General features: G+C 61.6%; 17 protein-coding genes. 8 read left to right on the top strand and 9 right to left on the bottom strand.

Annotation, left to right across the window (positions count from 1 at the left end):
- Positions 1-19 precede the first annotated feature (19 nt).
- On the bottom strand, positions 20-1,879 hold the full coding sequence (locus tag CWE17_RS04260) for an AarF/ABC1/UbiB kinase family protein (protein ID WP_131455104.1): 1,860 nt from the start codon (positions 1,877-1,879) through the stop codon (positions 20-22).
- 78 nt (positions 1,880-1,957) lie between these two features.
- Between CWE17_RS04260 and recN the strand changes: the two genes are divergently transcribed.
- The 4 genes from recN (at position 1,958) to CWE17_RS04240 (ending at position 10,597) form a co-directional block, all read left to right on the top strand.
- Positions 1,958-3,649, top strand: a complete 1,692-nt coding sequence (recN, locus tag CWE17_RS04255; RefSeq protein ID WP_131455103.1) for a DNA repair protein RecN — start codon at positions 1,958-1,960, stop codon at positions 3,647-3,649.
- A gap of 46 nt (positions 3,650-3,695) precedes the next feature.
- Positions 3,696-6,641, top strand: coding sequence for an excinuclease ABC subunit UvrA (uvrA, locus tag CWE17_RS04250; RefSeq protein ID WP_185190386.1), 2,946 nt, complete (start codon positions 3,696-3,698; stop codon positions 6,639-6,641).
- A 56-nt stretch (positions 6,642-6,697) separates the two neighbouring features.
- The gene (locus tag CWE17_RS04245; protein ID WP_240789238.1) at positions 6,698-8,218 is read left to right on the top strand and encodes an alpha/beta hydrolase; all 1,521 of its coding nucleotides are present in this window, start codon (positions 6,698-6,700) and stop codon (positions 8,216-8,218) included.
- 243 nt (positions 8,219-8,461) lie between these two features.
- Positions 8,462-10,597 carry an HAD family hydrolase gene (locus CWE17_RS04240; protein ID WP_131455101.1) on the top strand — a complete coding sequence of 712 codons (2,136 nt, stop codon included), beginning with the start codon at positions 8,462-8,464 and terminating at the stop codon, positions 10,595-10,597.
- Here CWE17_RS04240 and purT read toward each other — a convergent pair.
- Positions 10,594-11,760 (bottom strand): formate-dependent phosphoribosylglycinamide formyltransferase, encoded by a 1,167-nt coding sequence (gene purT / locus CWE17_RS04235; RefSeq protein WP_131455239.1) that lies wholly within the window; start codon positions 11,758-11,760, stop codon positions 10,594-10,596. The two genes, CWE17_RS04240 and purT, sit on opposite strands and share 4 nt — an antisense overlap.
- 46 nt (positions 11,761-11,806) lie before the next feature.
- On the opposite strand from purT, the gene CWE17_RS04230 reads away from it, so the two are divergent.
- The gene (locus tag CWE17_RS04230; protein WP_131455100.1) at positions 11,807-11,968 is read left to right on the top strand and encodes a cytochrome B6; all 162 of its coding nucleotides are present in this window, start codon (positions 11,807-11,809) and stop codon (positions 11,966-11,968) included.
- Between the two features lie 43 nt (positions 11,969-12,011).
- On the opposite strand, the gene CWE17_RS04225 is transcribed toward CWE17_RS04230, so the two are convergent.
- From CWE17_RS04225 to CWE17_RS04215, 3 genes are all read right to left on the bottom strand, one after another.
- On the bottom strand, positions 12,012-12,260 hold the full coding sequence (locus CWE17_RS04225; protein WP_131455099.1) for a hypothetical protein: 249 nt from the start codon (positions 12,258-12,260) through the stop codon (positions 12,012-12,014).
- A gap of 137 nt (positions 12,261-12,397) precedes the next feature.
- Entirely contained in the window at positions 12,398-13,498 is a 1,101-nt protein-coding gene (gene mraY / locus CWE17_RS04220; protein ID WP_131455098.1) for a phospho-N-acetylmuramoyl-pentapeptide-transferase, read from the bottom strand.
- 50 nt (positions 13,499-13,548) lie between these two features.
- Positions 13,549-13,803, bottom strand: a complete 255-nt coding sequence (locus CWE17_RS04215) for a DUF3134 family protein (RefSeq protein WP_131455097.1) — start codon at positions 13,801-13,803, stop codon at positions 13,549-13,551.
- Positions 13,804-13,878: 75 nt separating this feature from the next.
- Between CWE17_RS04215 and CWE17_RS04210 the strand changes: the two genes are divergently transcribed.
- Both CWE17_RS04210 and CWE17_RS04205 read left to right on the top strand, forming a co-directional pair.
- Positions 13,879-14,103 carry a hypothetical protein gene (locus tag CWE17_RS04210; RefSeq protein WP_131455096.1) on the top strand — a complete coding sequence of 75 codons (225 nt, stop codon included), beginning with the start codon at positions 13,879-13,881 and terminating at the stop codon, positions 14,101-14,103.
- On the top strand, positions 14,103-15,308 hold the full coding sequence (locus CWE17_RS04205; RefSeq protein WP_131455095.1) for an argininosuccinate synthase: 1,206 nt from the start codon (positions 14,103-14,105) through the stop codon (positions 15,306-15,308). Before CWE17_RS04210 ends, CWE17_RS04205 begins: the two co-directional genes overlap by 1 nt.
- Positions 15,309-15,311: 3 nt before the next feature.
- Here CWE17_RS04205 and CWE17_RS04200 read toward each other — a convergent pair whose 3' ends face one another.
- The 4 genes from CWE17_RS04200 to CWE17_RS04185 form a co-directional block, all read right to left on the bottom strand.
- Positions 15,312-15,641: a hypothetical protein gene (locus CWE17_RS04200; RefSeq protein WP_131455094.1), complete on the bottom strand. Its 330-nt coding sequence runs from the start codon at positions 15,639-15,641 to the stop codon at positions 15,312-15,314.
- A 58-nt stretch (positions 15,642-15,699) separates the two neighbouring features.
- Positions 15,700-16,086, bottom strand: a complete 387-nt coding sequence (gene rpsF, locus CWE17_RS04195; RefSeq protein WP_131455093.1) for a 30S ribosomal protein S6 — start codon at positions 16,084-16,086, stop codon at positions 15,700-15,702.
- Positions 16,087-16,166: 80 nt separating this feature from the next.
- Positions 16,167-16,631 carry a Tic20 family protein gene (locus CWE17_RS04190; RefSeq protein ID WP_131455092.1) on the bottom strand — a complete coding sequence of 155 codons (465 nt, stop codon included), beginning with the start codon at positions 16,629-16,631 and terminating at the stop codon, positions 16,167-16,169.
- 32 nt (positions 16,632-16,663) lie between these two features.
- Positions 16,664-17,569, bottom strand: coding sequence for a shikimate dehydrogenase (locus CWE17_RS04185; protein ID WP_131455091.1), 906 nt, complete (start codon positions 17,567-17,569; stop codon positions 16,664-16,666).
- 129 nt (positions 17,570-17,698) lie between these two features.
- Between CWE17_RS04185 and dnaK the strand changes: the two genes are divergently transcribed.
- On the top strand, positions 17,699-19,609 hold the full coding sequence (dnaK, locus tag CWE17_RS04180; protein ID WP_131455090.1) for a molecular chaperone DnaK: 1,911 nt from the start codon (positions 17,699-17,701) through the stop codon (positions 19,607-19,609).
- The last annotated feature ends 25 nt before the right edge of the window (positions 19,610-19,634 follow it).

The raw sequence follows: 19,634 nt of genomic DNA, 5'->3' as shown, positions 1-19,634 counted from the left end.
AGGTCCTAGCCAGCGGAATCTAGGCAGGGACTCCGGCGGCGACCTTCACAAGGCGGACAACTCCTCGTTCGGCCAACCCTTTGGCCACCTTGAAACCCATCCGGCGTGCATCGGGTTCTCGAAGTAAGCGGGGTAAACGACTGAGCAGAAGTTCCGGACGGAATCCCGGTAGTTGCTGAAGCACGCTCAGCAGTTGCCGGATCGGTTCGAGATCCAGCATCTCGTTGTCGTTCCAGTCGGATTGCATCATCAGAGCTGGTGGTTGAAGGGGCCGGGGAAGCTGGCGGCCAATCCGACGCATTGCTAGCCATCCAAAACTGTCGATGCGATCGATCACCGCCTCCACCAGTTGGTTGCGCAGCATGCCGCCGTTGGGGGAGAACAGGAAATCGAGCACCTGATCCAGCAGGGTGTCGAGATCCAGCTGGGCTTGACTGGCGGCACTGGCCATCAGATTCTCCAGGCGTGCCCAACGGAACGCATCGCCGTCAAACAGCATTTCTTTGAGGCTCTGACGCAGCTGCGGATCCGGGTCCTCCATCAATCGTCGGGCGAAGTAGGGATAGGCGGCACCGAGGATCTTGAACTCAGGATCGACGCTTAGGGCGATTCCCTCCAGGGTCACCAGGGAGCGAATGATTAGGGCGTAGTAGGGCGGCACCCGGAAGGGGAAGCGATACATCACTCCCGACATGTCATCGGTGACGCTCTTGAAGTCCATCCGGTTGACTCCCATCTCCAAGGCCTGGCTGAACACGCTCTCGAAGGCTGGAACGATCGGTTCGAGATTCACGTCTTCCGCCAGAAAGCCCAGGGTCACGAAATCCTTGGAGAGCTTGCTGAAGTTGCGGTTCACCAGATGCACCACGGCCTGGATCAACCCCGTTCGCGACTCTCGGCTCACCTCGCTCATCATTCCGAAATCGAGGTAGCAGAGCCGTCCGTCTTGAAGAGCGAGCAGATTCCCAGGATGGGGATCGGCATGGAAAAAACCATGTTCCAGTAGCTGCTGGAGGCTGCAGTTGACCCCCACCTCGACCATGTCATCGGGATCGATTCCCATGGCCCGCACAGCCTCGAGATTGGTGAGCTTCACACCATCGATCCACTCCATGGTGAGCACCCGGCGACTGGTGGCTTCCCTGTAGATGCGCGGTACGGCGATGCGCGGGTTGTGGCTGTGGAGATCGCGGAAGGTCTCGGCGTTTTGCGCTTCGTTGAGGTAGTCCATCTCCTCGAAGACTCTCCGGCCCAGTTCATCGATCAGGGCCACCAGATCGCTGCGGATCAGCCCGATGTTGCTGTTGAGCCAGGCAGCGATGTTGCGGACGATGTAGAGGTCGAGGGTGATCTGTTCCCGCAGTCCTGGCCGTTGCACTTTCACAGCCACCCGCTGTCCTCCCTTCAGTACCCCCCGATGCACCTGACCGAGCGAGGCCGCGGAGATCGGCTCCCGTTCGAGGGTCGCGAAGATGGTGTCAACCGGTGCTCCCAGGTCCTCTTCGATGCAGGCCATCGCCAGCTCGCTGGAGAATCCTGGGAGCTGGTCCTGCAGTTGGGCGAGTTCCTCGAGAAGCACCGGAGGAACGATGTCTGGTCGGGTGGAAAGAGCCTGCCCTGCCTTGATAAAGGCCGGTCCCAGATCCACGAGCAGTTCGGCGCATTCCCCGGCCCGTTGCCTCGCCCGTTCCGGGCTCTTCAGCAGTTGAAAGAGCCAGTCGAAACCGATGCCCAGTAGCAGGAGTCCGATGGGCACCAGGGTCTGCCAGAGGCGTTTGAGCAGACGGTTGGGATGCCCCGCGTAGATCCGGGTGATCGCGGCAGGGTCGTACTCCATCAGCCCTGAGGCCTCGATGAAATCTCCGAGTTCCTGATTCATCACGGCCGGCGACGCCAGTGCACCCCTTCTAAACGAGCTGGGCAGCCGCTACGGTCAACGCGACCACCGGGAGCTGTCGTGCTGACCGGGCTGCGCCTCCAGAACATCGCCCTGATCGACCGCCTGGAGCTCGATTTTGAGCGGGGCTTCACCGTGCTCACAGGAGAGACGGGAGCAGGTAAGTCAATCCTTTTGGATGCCCTCGATGCTGTGCTCGGTGGCCTGCAGGGTCCGGCGGCTCAGCGTTTGGTGCCCCACGACCGGGAGCGGGCCTCTATCGAAGCCCGTTTTTCTTTGCAGCCCACGATGCTCACCTGGTTGGAAGAGCAGGAGCTGCCTCTCGATGAGGAGGAGGAGCTCCTGATCAGTCGCGATTGGCGTCGGCAGGACGATCGCCTTAGCAGCCGCTTTCGCCTTAATGGCGTGGCCGTGAATCGTCAGCAGGTGCTCTCCCTTCGGCCGATGTTGATCGATCTCACGGTTCAGGGTCAGACCCAGCAGCTAGCTCGACCGGGTTTGCAGCGCCAATGGCTCGACCAACTGGGTTCCATCGCTCTTGAGGAACCTTTGGTTGAGGTGCGTCGCGCTTGGCAGCAATGGCGCGATCAGCAGCGCACTCTCGAGAGAGCCCGCGAGGATCGGGAACGGCTCGAGCGGGAGCGCGAGCATCATCAGGCCCTGCTGGAGGAACTGGAGGCTGCGGCTCTGGATGATCCCAATGAGATCGCCCTTCTCACTGCTGAACAGGATCGACTGGTCCATGGCGTGCGCCTCCAGGAGGGGCTTGCCGTTTTGATCGGGCGCCTTCAGGACGGTGCCGATCAGGCGCCCTCCGCTGTGGATCATCTGCTGGTCTGTTGCCATGAACTGCAGCAGATGGCCCAGCTGGATGCCTCCCTCCAGGGTCTGGGTGACCGCTGTTTGGATCTGGAGGCGGGGTTGCGGGATCTCATCCGTGATCTGGAGACCTATGGAGCTGCCCTGGAGAGTGACCCCGCCCGGCTCAGTGATCTGCAGGAGCGCTTGGCTTTGCTCAAACGCCTGGAGCGGCGTCATGGCAAGGATCTGGCGGAGCTCTGCGTGCTGCGTGATGGCTTGCGCGAGAGCTTCGAGCCCGGAGGAGCGGAAGCCGTTGTCCACGCCCTAGAGCAACAGGAAGCCGCGGCTCGTCAGCGTCGGGATGAGGTCAATCAACAGCTGACCGCTCTGCGCAAGGGAGTGGCCCATCAGCTGGAGGAGGACCTCTTGGCTTATCTGCGCCCCATGGGTCTGGCCAATGTTCGCTTTCAGGTGGCTGTCGATCCGGCCGACCCTTCCGAATCCGGGGCGGATGCGATTCGCTTTCTCTTTTCAGCCAACCCCGGCCAGCCCCTGGCGCCGCTGGGCGAGGTGGCTTCTGGTGGAGAGATGTCGCGCTTTCTGCTGGCCCTTAAGACCTGCCTGGCTGATGTCGATGGGTCCAGCACGCTGCTGTTTGACGAGATCGATTCCGGTGTGAGTGGCCGCGTCAGCGGTGCAATGGCGGATCTTTTGCGACGGTTGTCGCGTCACCGCCAGGTGTTCTGCGTGACGCATCAGCCATTGGTGGCCGCTGCTGCTGACCATCACTTCCGCGTCAGTAAAGCGGTGGATGCTGGTGTGACCCGCTCGCGAGTGTCCCACCTGCGGGACACTCAGGCCCGACAGCAGGAATTGGCGGAGCTCGCCGGTGGTGATCTGAACGAAGCGCGTGCCTATGCGGCCAGCTTGCTGGAGCAACGAGCCGCCTGAGTTGGATTCATCTCCGTAGACTCTGATGCCCTCTAAGGATCTGCCGATGAAGGCTGCGGTTCCGGTCAACCTCAGCGGCGGCTCTCTCGAGGACGTGATCCGTGTGCGCGGCGCCCGTCAGCACAACCTCAAGAACGTCGACGTCACGATTCCGCGCAACAAGCTGGTGGTGTTCACCGGTGTGAGCGGAAGCGGCAAGAGCTCTCTGGCTTTTGACACGATCTTTGCGGAAGGACAGCGCCGTTACGTCGAGAGCCTGTCCGCTTACGCCCGGCAGTTCCTCGGTCAGGTGGACAAGCCCGACGTCGATGCGATCGAGGGGCTTTCGCCAGCAATCTCGATTGATCAGAAATCCACCAGCCACAACCCTCGCTCCACGGTGGGCACGGTTACGGAGATCCAGGACTATCTGCGTCTCCTGTTCGGTCGTGCCGGTGAACCTCACTGTCCCCAGTGCGATCGACCGATCCGCCCTCAGACCATCGACGAAATGGTCGATCAGATCCTCACCCTCCCGGAGGGCACCCGCTATCAGCTGCTCTCTCCAGTGGTGCGCGGCAAGAAGGGCACCCACAGCAAGCTGATCAGTGGCCTTGCGGCCGAGGGCTTTGCACGGGTTCGCATCAATGGTGAGGTGCGCGAGCTCTCCGACAACATCGAACTCGACAAGAACCACAGCCACAGCATTGATGTGGTGGTGGACCGTTTGGTGGCCCGTGAGGGGATCCAGGAACGTCTTACCGACTCACTGCGCACGGCCCTCAAACGCGGAGATGGCCTAGCGGTGGTGGAGGTGGTGCCCAAGAAGGACGAGGAGCTTCCTGATGGCATGGAACGGGAGCGGCTCTACTCCGAGAACTTCGCTTGTCCGGAACACGGCGCTGTGTTTGAGGAGCTTTCTCCCCGCCTGTTCTCCTTCAACAGTCCCTACGGCGCGTGCGAGGACTGCCACGGCATCGGACACCTGCGCAAATTCACCCCGGAGCGGGTGGTGCCCGATCCCTCACTGCCGGTGTATGCCGCCGTTGCTCCTTGGGCAGAGAAGGACAACAGCTATTACTTCTCCCTTCTCTATTCAGTTGGGGAGGCCTTCGGGTTTGAGATCAAAACCCCTTGGCAGGAGCTCAATGACGACCAACGGGATGTGCTGCTCAACGGCAGCCACGAGCCGATCCTGATCCAGGCCGACAGCCGCTATCGCAAGAGCGCCGGCTACCAGAGGCCCTTCGAGGGGATCCTGCCAATCCTTGAGCGTCAGCTGCGGGATGCCAGTGGCGAGGCCCAACGTCAGAAGTTGGAGAAATATCTCGAGCTGGTGCCTTGCGCGACTTGCGCTGGTCAACGGCTGCGTCCGGAGGCTCTGGCGGTGCGCGTGGGTCCGTTCCGGATCACTGAGCTGACCGCTGTGAGCGTTGGTCAGACCCTGGAACGCATTGAACGACTCATGGGTGTCGGCGCTGCCGATGGCGATGAACCCCTGCTCTCATCTCGTCAGATTCAGATCGGTGATCTGGTGCTGCGGGAGATCCGCATGCGCCTGCGTTTCCTGCTGGATGTGGGGCTCGATTACCTGAGCCTCGATCGCCCGGCGATGACCCTCTCCGGCGGAGAGGCCCAGCGGATTCGTCTCGCCACTCAGATCGGCGCCGGTCTCACCGGTGTGCTTTACGTGCTGGATGAACCGAGCATCGGTTTGCACCAGCGTGACAACGACCGCCTGTTGGCCACCTTGGAGCGTCTGCGCGATCTGGGGAACACCCTGGTGGTGGTGGAACACGACGAAGACACGATCCGTGCGGCGGATCATTTGGTGGATATCGGCCCTGGAGCTGGAGTGCATGGGGGCCACATCGTGGCGGAGGGTTCGTTGGACGATCTGCTCTCTGCGGAGCAGTCGCTCACGGGGGCGTATCTCAGTGGCCGCCGCAGCATTCCCACGCCAGCGGAGCGGCGCAACGCTGGTAGCCGAAGCCTCAAGCTGCTCGATTGCGCCCGCAACAACCTCAAAGGTCTGAGCGTGGAGTTTCCCCTTGGTCGTCTGGTGTCGGTCACCGGGGTGAGCGGCAGCGGTAAGAGCACCCTGGTCAATGAACTGCTGCACCCCGCCCTGGAGCACGGTCTCGGTCATAAGGTGCCGTTCCCGCAGGGTTTGGGAGAACTGCGCGGTCTTAAGTCGATCGACAAGGTGATCGTCATCGACCAGTCGCCGATCGGTCGCACGCCCCGCTCTAATCCGGCCACCTACACCGGTGCCTTCGATCCGATCCGTCAGGTGTTTGCGGCCACGGTGGAGGCGAAGGCCCGTGGCTATCAGGTCGGTCAGTTCAGTTTCAATGTCAAGGGTGGTCGCTGCGAGGCATGCCGCGGTCAGGGGGTGAACGTGATTGAGATGAATTTCCTCCCTGATGTGTATGTGCAATGTGATGTCTGCAAAGGGGCTCGCTTCAATCGCGAGACCCTGCAGGTCACCTACAAGGGCCACACCATTGCTGATGTGCTTGAGATGACCGTCGAGCAGGCGGCTGATGTCTTCTCAGCCATTCCCCAGGCGGCGGATCGGCTGCGCACCTTGGTGGATGTGGGTCTCGGCTACGTGAAGCTCGGTCAGCCGGCACCAACCCTCTCCGGCGGCGAAGCACAGCGGGTGAAGCTGGCCACCGAACTTTCACGCCGTGCCACCGGCAAAACGCTCTATTTGATCGATGAGCCCACGACCGGTCTGAGCTTCTACGACGTGCACAAGTTGATGGATGTGATGCAGCGACTGGTGGATAAGGGCAATTCGATCATCTGCATCGAACACAATCTCGATGTGATCCGTTGTTCCGACTGGATCATTGATCTGGGTCCAGAAGGGGGTGACAAGGGCGGGCAGATCGTCGCCTGCGGGACCCCTGAGGAGGTGGCCCAGCACCCCAGCAGTCACACCGGTCGTTATCTACGCAAGGTGCTCGAGCAACATCCCGCCCAAGAGATGGCCACTGCTGCATGAAAAAGGGCTGCATGAAAAAGGGCTGCATGAAAAAGGGCTGCATGAAAACGGGTCGCATGAAACAGAGCTGGATTCAACAGCCCCTGCTTTCCATGGCTGCTGGGGTGGCCTGCTGTTTCGGCGGCATGGGCTTGGCCCCTCTCCCTGCTGAGGCAGTGGATCGCCTCCAGCTACGTCTGCCGGTGATGGAGATGACGATCACCCTGGACATCGCTCAGGTGCGAACGGCTGCGGAACTGATCCAGGCGAATCCGGATCTGCAGGAGCTCGATCGCGCCGGCGAGGGTGCGGTGCTGCGCCTGCTCAATCAGCTGCTTACGGCACCACTGCCGGAACAGACCGGAGGCGTCGCTGAGCAAATGGTCGGCCATCCTCTGCTTGAGCAAGCCTTAGTGGCTGCTTCGGAGTTGGTGGAGGTGGAGGGATTGCCCATCGACACGAGTGGTCGCATGGTCAGCGATGCGCTGGCGGCGACTTACCGGGACGGCCAACCCACCGTGCTCGGGTTGTTGCAGAACATGCCTGGCGAGAGCATCACACTCAATCTTCAGGCTCTCGCGTTCTACGCCCAGAGGCTTCAGAACAACTGGGATGATGCGCGCCAGCTGGTGCAGCAGGGAACTCCGGCAGTGCCGGCACCGTCCTCGCTGCTGGCATCGGCCGCAACCGGTTGGACCCGTGAGCAGCTCAGCCTGTCGGTGGTTCACCGCCCTCAGCCGATCAGCCTCACGGTGGTGAAGCCCACGGGAGCGGCCAATGGTCGCCTGGTGGTGATTTCTCATGGCCTCTGGGACGAACCTGCCAGCTTTGAGGGTTGGGGCCGTTTGCTTGCTTCCCAGGGCTACACCGTGCTGCTGCCTCGCCATCCCGGCAGCGATTCCCAACAGCAGAAAGCAATGCTCCTCGGGGATCAGCCCCCACCTGGTCCAGAGGAGTTACGACTGCGACCGCTGGACGTTCAGGCACTGCTTGATGGCATCGAAGCCGGATCCCTGTTGCCTGGCACGGCACTCAACACCAGTGCTGTGGCGGTGGTCGGCCATTCCTGGGGGGCCGTGTCCGCCCTGCAGCTTGGGGGCCTGGGCACCACGAGTCGCAAACTCAAGGACCGTTGTCAGGATCCTCGCGATCCGGAACGCAACCTCAGTTGGATCCTTCAGTGCAGCTGGCTTACGGGGGCGGAGCAAGGGTCCCTTGCCGATCCCCGAGTGACGACCGTGGTGGCCGTGAGCCCCCCGCTGATGCTGCTGTTCGACGAAACCACTGCGCCCTCCGCTCAGGCCAAGGCCCTGTTTGTGAGTGGCACCAGTGACTGGGTGGTGCCTCCGGATCCTGAAGCGGTCACCCCTTTGCGTCGTGGCCAGCCGATGGCTCGTGGTCATCGGCTGGTGCTTGTTTCAGGGGGTGACCATTTCAATCTTTGGGCCCCTGCCGATCAAGCGGACCCACCAGTGCTTGGGCCCCTGATCCTTGCGTGGATTCACGAGCAGTTGGGCGTGTCGACCACGTTCACCTTCAGCGCTGGTCGCTGGGGCAGTTCCGCTCGACCACTGGTGGATGTGACCAGCGGTTTGTAGAAGCCCTTTAAGACAGGTGGCTGCTTTTCATCAACCCCTGATCTGTTTGCATTTCCTCATGTAGTTGTTGCGTCGTTCTCCTGAGCTTTTGCTCTAATCCCCTTGCAGGCAGAGCGGTTTCGCGGTTGTGAGGGTGATCAATGGCGAATCTCTCAGATTCTTTTCAGTTTTTTGCTTGATTGCCGCCCTTATCTCTTAACCAAGGCAATCGCTTGATTGCTCTGTTGTGCGTCGGGGGTGAGTGTGGGTTTGAAGCTGTTGCATCTGCACCTGCACGGACTGTTTCGGTCGCATGATCTTGAGCTTGGCCGTGATGCCGACACTGGCGGTCAGACCCTCTACGTGCTCGAACTGGCCAGGGGCCTGGCCGCTCGTCCGGAAGTGGAGCGGGTTGAGGTTGTCACTCGCCTGATTCAGGACCGGCGCGTCTCCGCTGATTACGCCCGAAGCGAGGAACTGATCGCGCCGGGGGCTTCGATCCTGCGCTTTCCTTTCGGACCACGCCGCTATCTGCGCAAAGAATTGCTCTGGCCGCATCTCGACGAGCTGGCTGATCAGTTGGTGACCCGTCTCCAGCATCCTCAGCATCGACCGGATTGGATTCACGCCCATTACGCCGATGCCGGATACGTGGGAGCCCTGGTCAGTCGCAGGCTTGGCATCCCTCTGGTCTTCACCGGCCATTCCCTCGGTCGCGAGAAATTGCGTCGCTTGCTTGCCGCTGGTGGGGATCACGAACAAATCGAGCAGGCGTTTGCAATCAGTCGGCGCATCGATGCCGAGGAGCTCGCCCTGGCCCATGCCGATCTGGTGATCACCAGCACCCGCCAGGAGGCGGATGAGCAATATGCCCGTTACGGCCGCTTCCAGGCCGAACAGGCTCAGGTGGTGCCGCCGGGAGTGGACTCCCAGCGGTTCCATCCCGATGCCACGCCAGGGGAAGCTCCTGTGGTGGATGGTCTTTTGGCGTCCTTTCTCAGGGAACCGGAACTCCCTCCCCTGCTGGCGATTTCCAGGGCGGTTCGTCGCAAGAACATTCCGGCACTGGTAGAGGCGTTCGGTCGTTCTGCGGTGTTGCGGCAACGCCACAATCTGGTGCTCGTGCTCGGCTGTCGAGAGGATCCCCGTCAACTCGAGAAACAGCAGCGAGAGGTGTTTCAGCAGGTGTTCGACCTGGTGGACCGTTACGACCTCTACGGCAAGGTTGCCTATCCCAAACAGCATCAGCGCGCGCAGATTCCAGCCGTGTATCGCTGGGCGGCTCGTCGTCGCGGTTTGTTTGTGAATCCGGCGCTCACGGAACCCTTCGGGCTCACCCTTTTGGAGGCCGCGGCCTGTGGGTTGCCGATGGTGGCGACTGATGACGGCGGACCGCGCGACATCCTGGCGCGTTGCGATAACGGTTTGCTGGTCGATGTGACCGACCTGGAGGCGCTTCAGGATGGTCTGGAACGGGCCAGCTCGGATCCGGAGCGCTGGCGTCGCTGGCGCGACAACGGCATTGAGGCGGTCAGTCGTCATTTCAGCTGGGATGCCCACGTCTGCCGCTATCTGGCCTTGATGCAGCAGCGGGTCCATGCGGCTGCATCCCCAGTTGCAGCCCGAACCACCAGCCCTGAGAGGCGTCCGCTTGGTGATCGGTTGCTGCTGTTGGATCTCGACAGCAGCCTCGAGCAGCCCGATGCTGACGCTCTTCAGCTGCTTCGGCAGCAGTTAGAGGCCAGTGGGCCAGGGGTCGGGGCTGGCAGTTTTGGGATTCTCAGCGGTCGTTCGCTGGCCGCGGCCCGTCACCGTTTTGCTGAGCTGCACCTGCCGTCGCCCAGTGTGTGGATCACCCGGGCAGGCACGGAGATCGCCTACGGAGAGGATCTCGAAGCCGATCCCCAGTGGGCTGCGCGGATTGCGGTGGACTGGCAGCGAGAGGAGGTGGAACGAAGTCTTTCCGATCTCGGTGCCCATCTGGAGTTGCAGGATTCAGCCCAGCAGGGCCCCTTCAAGGTCAGCTACTTGCTTCGACAACCCGGCGAGGCGATTCTGCCGTTGGTGCGTCAGCGCCTGCGCCAACGTCGCCAGGCGGCGCGTCCCTACCTACGCTGCCACTGGTTTCTGGATGTGTTGCCACTGCGGGCTTCTCGCAGTGAAGCGATCCGTTTCCTCGCTCTTCGCTGGCAACTGCCCCTCGATCGGATTTTGGTGGTGGCCAGTCAGCAGGGCGATGCCGAACTGGTGCGTGGTCTGCCTGCCACGGTGGTGCCTGCCGAACATGACCCTTGCCTGGAGGGCTTCCGTCAGCAGCAGCGCGTGTTCTTTGCCAGTCGCTCCAAAGTGTCTGGTGTGCTGGAAGGGCTCCAGCACTATCGCTTTCTTCAGCGTCGCTAGGCGCCTAGCACCTGAATCCGGTCAGCCGCTCGGTCTGCCTTGCTGCGGGCTTCGTTCAGATCTGATCCCTGTGCGAGGGCGACCCCCATGCGCCGGCCAGGGCGTGCATCGGGTTTTCCAAACAGCAGCACTTCGGTGTTGTTCTCCTGCAAGGCCTCTGTCAGTCCTGCGTAACGCACTTGGTTCAGGTGCTCATTCGCCAGGATCACGCGGCTGGCTGAGGGTTGTTCGCAGCGGATCGTTGGGATCGGTAAACCGAGCACGGCGCGTAGATGCAGTTCGAACTCACTCAGGTTCTGGCTGATCAGTGTCACCAGGCCAGTGTCATGCGGGCGTGGCGAGAGCTCCGAAAAGATCACCTCATCGCCGCAGAGGAAGAACTCCACTCCAAACAGTCCCGCACCGCCCAGGTTGTCGGTAACGCTGCGCGCCATGGCTTGGGCTTGTTCCAGTTGTCCGGCCCTGAGGGCGGCGGGCTGCCAGCTGCATTGATAGTCACCACCGCTCTGTTCGTGACCGATCGGTGGGCAGAACAGGGTGGTGCCATCGCTCTGACGAATCGTGAGCAGTGTGATTTCCAGCTCGAAGCGAAGGAATTCCTCCACGATCACCCGCTCAGCGCTTCCGCGGGCTCCTGAAACCGCTGCTTGCCAGGCCGCGTCCAGTTCATCGGCACTGTGCACCACGCTTTGCCCTTTGCCGGAGGAGCTCATCACTGGCTTCACCACCACGGGCCAACCCAATGGTTCCGCAGCCTTTCTCAGTTCTTCGAGGTTCGCGGAATAGGCGAAACGCGCGGTGCGCAGTCCCAGGGGGCCAGCCGCCAGGTCTCGGATCCGGTCCCGGTTCATGGTGACTGCCGTCGCCCGTGCCGTAGGGATCACCCGGATGCCGTCATCCTCCAGGGCCTGGAGGGCATCCACGGCCAGGGCTTCGATTTCCGGAATCACCACATCCGGTTGATGACGTCGCACCACCGTTTGCAGCAGCTCAGGGTCGGTCATGGCGAACACCTCCGCCGCATCCGCAACCTGCATCGCGGGAGCGTTGGCATAGCGATCGCAGGCGATCACCCGGCATCCGAGGCGCTGGGCAGCGATCACCACTTCTTTCCCCAGTTCGCCGCTACCCAGCAGCATCACCGTTTTTGGAAACAGGGTCATCGTCATGGACAGGGCAGCATGGGGTGATCTTCGCGCTCCACCGGCCATGCCTGTCGTCTTTGCGTTTTCTACGGCTGGCGATGCGGCGGATGGTCTGTTGTTCGGCTGGGAGATCGCCACCATGCAGAAGTGGGCTCTGATCTATCTGGGTGTTTCGTCGCTCGCGTTTCTTGTGGTTTGGATTGTCGGTGCGCTCCGGCGACAGTGAGGTCGGGAGACAGTGAGGCCGGCAGACCGTGAGGCCGGTTGGCTCAATCGGGTTGATCCGGAATCAAGGTGAGTTGCCGTTCCGGCGATTCCTCATTGATGAACCCCCAGGCATCGAACACCTCCGCCTGGGGATGAGTGATCCTTGCCTCTCCGGCGGAACGTTCCAGCTGGAATCCTTCCCCGGCCATCCGTCGCATCAGGCTCGCGGCTTCTTCGAAGCGGGCCGCCATGGCTTGGAGGCTGGGGCAATCGCTGGTAAGTCCAGCTTCCTTCCAGGTGAAATAGGCCATGGCAATGCGTCCAGGGTCGATGACTCGGGGTTGAGTTTCATGCTCTCCGAAGAACGGAAACTTCTTCAACCCGATACGAAACCGTAACGTGAAAGTAACGGTATCGTGTCAGATGGATTCAGGGGTCTTCCTTCCCTTTATGGAAGAGGAAGGAAGAGCAGCCCCAGCAGCACGAGGCCTGCATTGATCAGCCAGAAGCTGCGCACCACCGTCTGTTCGCTCCAGCCACCCAGTTCGAAATGGTGATGTAGCGGTGCCATTCGGAACACGCGACGGCCTACGCCATCGGGGCCTTTGGTGGCCTTGAACACCCAAACCTGAAGGATTACGGAGAGGGATTCCGCTAGGAACACACCTCCCATCACCAGAAGAGGCCAGAGGCTGTTGCTGAGCAGCGCCACGGCGCTGAGGGAAGCTCCCATCGCCAAGGACCCGGTGTCGCCCATGAACAGTCTTGCCGGGTTGCGGTTGTGGGCGAGAAAGCCCAGCCAGGCTCCAGCCATGGCCATGCAGAAGCCAGCCAGGGCTGGATCACCACTGTTGCCACGCAACATCAGCTGCAGGGCAAGCCCTGTAAACACCAAAGCTCCACAGCCGGAGGCCAGTCCATCGAGGCCATCGGTGAGGTTCGTGGCATTGCTTTCCGCCAGGAACACAAACAGGGCGAGGGGCCAGATCAGCCATCCCAGAGACAGGGTCAGAGCAAAGGGCAGGGCAACGCTGCTGCTGATCCAGCCCTGGGATCCTGCAAGGGCAAGGAAAAGAATCGCTGTCAGGCCCTGCAGCAGCAGCTTGCCTCGTGCCGTCAGTCCTTTGTTCGTCTGTCGTGTGAGGCTGCGCCAGTCATCGATTCCGCCGATGACCATGTAAGCGAGGGTGACCGCTGCAACCGCCAGAAGCCGTGGACCGCTTTCCTCGCCCACGGCACTGAGGGAGCCGACGATCACCCCGACCGGCACCACCAGCAAGCCACCCATGGTTGGTGTTCCGCCTTTGCGTTGATGGGCCTCGGGTCCGTCTTCCCGAATCACTTGCCCCATTTTTAGGGCCCGCAGCTGCGGCACTCCCCAGGCCGTTGTCGCGGCCGCGATCAGGCTGGCCACCAGTAGCGGCAGGCTCAGCAGGCTATTGGGGATCCAACGATCGGCTGCAAAGGCGATGCTGAACACAACGACGGCCAGAACCGTCGCTGCAATGCGTCCGTCTGAACTGGATCTCGGCGCCAGGGAGTCGCTCAAGGCAGGGGCGTTCGGGCGCGCCGAGATTAGGGCGGTTCAGGCCTGTGGGATCAGTCTTCCCAGTTCTCTTCGCTCTGCTCGTCAGCGGCGTTGTAGTCCTCTTTCTCGCCCATCAGTGCGGAGAGTTCTTCCTCTTCCACCGTGCTCACTTCCGGTGAGGTCGACTCCTCGTCTTCCACCAGCCGACCGCTGGTTTCTAGCCAGCTCAGCAGATCGGGTTCCTCACGCAGGGGCAGCACCGGTGCGGGCTCCTTGCGCCCGTAGCGGGTCAGAGCCGGGTTGATGCTGTCGAGGGCGCTGCTCATCGCTGAGGACAAGTCCAATCAGTCCAATCCGTCATCATAGGAGACAGCGTTGATGTCCACCTTGCCCCTCAAAGCGTGCCCCTCAAGCTGAGCTCGTTGCTTGGGGTCTGGCTGCTGGCGCTGTTCATCAGCGCTGCATTAAGGCTCTGGGGTGCGACCCATCCAGATCCTGTGCCCCTCGCCTGGCCAGGACTGCTGGTGTTGGTGTTCGGTCCTCCTGTGGTGCTTGCGGTGTGGCTCTTGCTGGGCTGGACCGACGGGGAGGGAGAATCAGACGATCGTGATCAGGAGTCCAGTTAATGGGGCGCGCGAAGAAAGTGGTGCTCGCCTATTCCGGTGGGGTCGATACCAGTGTCTGCATTCCCTATCTGAAGCAGGAGTGGGGTGTGGAGGAGGTGATCACCTTCGCCGCGGATCTAGGTCAGGGCGATGAGTTGGAGCCCATTCGTCTCAAGGCCCTTGAGGCAGGCGCCAGCCAGTCGCTGGTGGGCGATCTGATCGAGCCTTTTATTCGTGAATTTGCCTTCCCTGCGATCCGTGCCAATGCGCTCTACGAAGGTCGCTATCCCCTCTCCACAGCGCTGGCCCGGCCGCTGATTGCCCGCCGTCTCGTGGAGGTGGCTCGCGAAGTAGGTGCCGATGCCGTGGCTCACGGTTGCACCGGTAAGGGCAATGACCAGGTGCGCTTTGATGTGGCCATCGCCGCCCTGGCTCCGGATCTGAAGGTGCTGACGCCCGCTCGAGAGTGGGGCATGAGCCGCGAGGAGACGATTGCCTACGGAGAGCGTTGCGGGATTCCGGCTCCTGTCAGTAAGAAATCCCCTTACTCGATCGATCTGAATCTGTTGGGTCGCAGCATCGAGGCTGGACCGCTCGAGGATCCGATGGTGCCGCCTCCTGAGGAGGTGTTTGCCATGACCGCCTCGATCAGTGATGCCCCCGACCAGGCCGAGGAGATCGAGATCGTTTTTGAAGCGGGCAATCCCGTCAGCATCAATGGCCAGCGCCTCGATCCTGTGGCCCTGATTCGTGAGGCCAACCGTCTGGCTGGCCGTCACGGCATCGGCCGTCTCGACATGATTGAAAACCGGGTGGTGGGCATCAAGAGCCGGGAGATCTATGAGACCCCGGGGCTGTTACTGCTGATTCAGGCCCACCAGGAACTCGAGAGCCTCACCTTGGCTGCGGATGTGCTTCGCACCAAGCGACAGCTGGAGATGCAATGGGCTGATCTGATCTATCAGGGGCTCTGGTTCGGTCCGCTCAAAGAAGCCCTGGATGGCTTTATGGATCGCACCCAGCAACACGTCAATGGGGTGGTGCGTCTGCGCCTGCATAAGGGCAACGCGATCGTGATCGGCAGAGCCTCGGAGACCAGCAGCCTCTATGTGCCGGCCATGGCCTCCTATGGCAGCGACGATCAATTCGATCACCGCGCCGCCGAGGGCTTCATCTACGTGTGGGGGCTGCCGATCAGGCTCTGGGCTGCTGCTCGCCGCCGCTGACGTTCAGGCAGCCCTTTCCGGGACTTCGCGATGGTTGCGTTGTCTCCAGCGCAGGGCTGCTTTGAGGAGGGGCGGCGTCTTGGTGGTGTTCAGGTCCTGGGCACTGGCCAGCAGTCGATACCGCTCCAGAAGCGGTTCCAGCCGTTGCTGGAACTTGCGTTCGAACAAAGCGGGCAGTTCCTCAAGCAGGGCTTCATACTCTTCAACCCTGGCCTCCAACTCCTGCACGCGCTGCCGGAGTTGATTCACATCGGTTGTTTCTTCCTCGCTGGGCTCATTGAGAGCTCTCCAGACAGGGAAGGGTGCTTGATAGGGGTCCGATTGTTCAGCCATGGCCGGACATTATCGCCGTGCCATGGCTGCATCAATCCCGCTGTTTTAGGAACCGGCTTCAGGCGTTGGCGGTTGCGGTTTCCTGTTCCGCTGCCTGAGGCTCTGCGCTCGCCGCTTCGCTGCCAGGCATCACCCGGGGTGCGGGCAGAGGGCCTTCTTGCTTCACGGTGAGGTAGCGGATCACGTCTTCGCTCAGGCGCATCGCCTTTTCCAGCACGGCCACCTGCTGGCCATCACCGTTGTGGCTGAGCTGCACGTAGATCCCTTCCTTGTGCTTGGCAATCGTGTAGGCCAGGCGGCGCTTGCCGCGCATCTGGTTGTCCAGCACTTCGGCCCCGGCTTCCACAAGGATGTCCCGATACTTGGTGAGATGGGACTCGACTTCCTCTTCCGGAATATCCGGGCGGAGGATGTACATGGTCTCGTAGTAGGGCTGCTGGGTCATGGAATCCGATCCGACGGGGACTGAAGGCTCACCAGGGTGAGCGACGGATTCACCAACTTAACGCCTGGGGGGTTGACAGCTCAGTAGAGCTGCATGCGTACCGCCTGACTGAGACCAGGTAGATCCGGTTCCCGTCCCCGCAGGCATTCGATCACTGCAAAGATCACCACGGCGAGCACGGCGATCACCACCGTGCTGGAGAGGGTTCGCAGCATCAGGCCGCCACCTAGGGGCTGCAGCAGGATTGCGAAGGCATAGCCCAGCAGCACCACGACGATGTCCACCAACAGGGCCTGGAGCGTGTTGAAGCGGATGAAGTAAGGCACGTTGCTGTTGCGAACAACGGCCAAAAACAACAGGAAGAAGATCAGCAGGTTGCCGAAGGGGATTCCCCGCTCCAGCAGCACAAGCGGCAGTGCCGGCAGGGTGAGCCATTGCAGCCAGGGGAACTGACCCATCAGATGGCTGCCAAAGGGGATGGCATCACTCCAGGGCAGCACGTAAACCAGCAGGCCGAGCAGTCGCTGCCAGACGGGGATGGACATGCGGCGGTTATGGCTGGGCTGACGCTAGGCGGTCAGGCCTGAGGGGTCAGTTGTGCCAGGGCGGCCTCTCGCATGATCCCGACTGGAACGTCCTGGCGACCGGACCAGAGGCGCAGGGCGGCTGCCCCCTGTCGCACCAGCATTTCCAGACCGTCCAGGGTCTGACAGCCCTGGGCTGCCGCCAGTTGGAGCAAGCGAGTTGGCCTGGGTGTGTAGATGATGTCGACCATCCAGCTCCCCGGTTTCAGGCGATCGATCTGGTGGGTGCTCAGAGGGCTTGCTTCAGCGGCCTCCGGTTTTGAAGGAGAGGCCATTCCCACAGGGGTGGTGTTCACCACAACATCGCTGTGCTCCAGCGCATCGTTGAGGATCTCGTCGTCACTCCAGAGGAGCGTTTCCAGTTGAGGGGACCAGCTCCCGCAGGCTGCCATCACGTCCTCCAGCACCGTCTGGCGACGACCGACGATCTGGATCCGGGTGCAGCCGAGTTCGGTCAGTCCTGCCACCACTGCGCGGGCGCTTCCACCGCAGCCCAGCACCAGAGCTCGGCGCTCGCTCCAGTCGGATTCAGCTTCCTGCAGGGGGCTGTAGAAGCCTTCAACGTCGGTGTTGGTGCCAAACCAGCCACCATCGGCGTGCGGCACCAGGACATTGACGGCACCGACTCTCTGGGCCAGGGGGCTGAGTTCCCGGCAGAGGCCGGCAACGGTTTGCTTGTGGGGAATGGTCACGTTCAGGCCGCGGCAGCCGATCGCCTCAAGCCCCTGGGTCACGGTGCCTAGCTGGTCAGCAGGGGTCGGTAGGGCCAGAAACACCCAATCGAGCCCCATCGCCTGCAGAGCAGCGTTGTGCATTGCAGGGGAGAGTGAGTGATGCACCGGATCGCCGAGAAGGCCCACCAGACCGGTGCTGGCGCCGATGGTCCCGGGGCTGGTCATGAACGGGTCTGCGCGCTGACTCCCCAGCCTGCCTGGCCAACTGTTCGGGAACCACACCTCGCCTGTAGGAGGCCCCATTGCTGAGGATGCAGAAGTTCAAGACGGACTCAATCGAGGAGGTGGGATCCCATGGGCAAGGTTGTTGGTATTGACCTCGGCACCACAAACAGCTGTGTTTCTGTGATGGAGGGTGGCAAGCCCACCGTGATTGCCAATGCCGAGGGGTTCCGCACTACCCCCTCCGTGGTCGCCTACACGAAGAATCAGGACCAGCTCGTTGGTCAGATCGCCAAGCGCCAGGCGGTCATGAATCCCGATAACACGTTTTATTCGGTCAAGCGTTTCATTGGCCGTCGTGTCGATGAGGTCAACGAAGAGTCGAAGGAAGTCAGCTACACCGTTGAAAAGGCTGGTTCCAACGTCAAGGTCAAGTGCCCGGTGCTTGACAAGCAGTTCGCCCCTGAGGAGGTGAGCGCACAGGTGCTTCGCAAGCTTGCTGAAGATGCCGGCAAATACCTGGGGGAGACCGTCACGCAAGCGGTGATCACCGTTCCCGCTTACTTCAACGATTCCCAGCGTCAGGCCACCAAGGATGCCGGCAAGATCGCCGGCCTCGAGGTGCTGCGCATCATCAACGAGCCCACGGCAGCTGCGCTTGCCTACGGCCTCGACAAGAAGAGCAACGAGCGCATCCTGGTCTTCGACCTCGGCGGCGGCACCTTTGATGTCTCCGTCCTTGAAGTTGGCGATGGGGTCTTTGAGGTGCTCTCCACCTCCGGTGACACCCACCTCGGTGGTGACGATTTCGACAAAGTGATCGTTGATCACCTGGCTGACAGCTTCAAGGCCAACGAAGGCATTGATCTGCGTCAGGACAAGCAAGCTCTGCAGCGTCTCACCGAGGCGGCTGAGAAGGCCAAGATCGAGCTCTCCAGTGCCACGCAGAGCGAGATCAACCTGCCGTTCATCACGGCGACCCCTGAGGGTCCGAAGCACCTCGACCTCACCCTGACCCGCGCCAAGTTCGAGGAACTGGCTTCCAAGTTGATCGATCGCTGCCGCGTGCCGGTGGAGCAGGCCCTCAAGGACGCCAAGCTCTCCGCTGGCGAGCTCGACGAGATCGTGATGGTGGGTGGTTCCACTCGGATCCCCGCTGTGCTCGAGCTGGTGAAGCGGATCACCGGTAAGGATCCCAACCAGACGGTGAACCCCGACGAGGTGGTGGCTGTTGGTGCCGCCATTCAAGGCGGTGTGCTCGCCGGAGAGGTCAAGGACATCCTTCTGTTGGACGTCACTCCCCTCTCCCTGGGTGTTGAGACCCTCGGCGGTGTGATGACCAAGATGATCTCCCGCAACACCACGGTTCCCACCAAGAAGTCGGAGACCTACTCCACAGCTGTGGATGGGCAGACCAACGTGGAGATTCACGTGCTCCAGGGCGAGCGCGAGATGGCTTCCGATAACAAGTCACTTGGAACCTTCCGTCTTGATGGCATCCCCCCCGCCCCCCGTGGCGTGCCTCAGATCGAGGTGACCTTTGACATCGACGCCAACGGCATCCTCAGCGTCACCGCTAAGGACAAGGGCAGCGGCAAGGAGCAGTCCATCTCAATCACCGGTGCCTCCACCCTCAGTGATTCCGAGGTCGACAAGATGGTCAAGGATGCCGAGGCCAACGCCAGCGCCGATAAGGAAAAGCGCGAAAAAATCGACCTGAAGAACCAGGCCGAGACCCTCGTCTACCAGGCCGAGAAGCAACTGGGCGAACTCGGTGACAAGGTTGACGATGCCGCTAAGGCCAAGGTGGAGGAGAAGCGCACCCAGCTCAAGGAGGCCACCGAGAAGGAGGACTTCGACGCGATGAAGTCTCTGCTGGAGCAACTGCAGCAGGAGCTCTATGCCTTGGGTGCCTCCGTTTACCAGCAGGCCGGTGCTGATGGCGCTGCAGCCCCAGGTGCTGATGGTGCTGCCGGTGCCGCCGGATCCAGCAGCGATGCTGGTGACGATGTGATTGACGCGGAATTCACTGAATCGAAGTGATTGCCGCCTGAGCGTCGTTCGCTCG

Source organism: Synechococcus sp. BS56D (assembly GCF_004332405.1).
GTDB lineage: Bacteria > Cyanobacteriota > Cyanobacteriia > PCC-6307 > Cyanobiaceae > Synechococcus_C.
The sequence above is the reverse complement of the archived record's forward strand: the minus strand, read 5'-3'. Positions and strand labels throughout refer to the sequence as shown.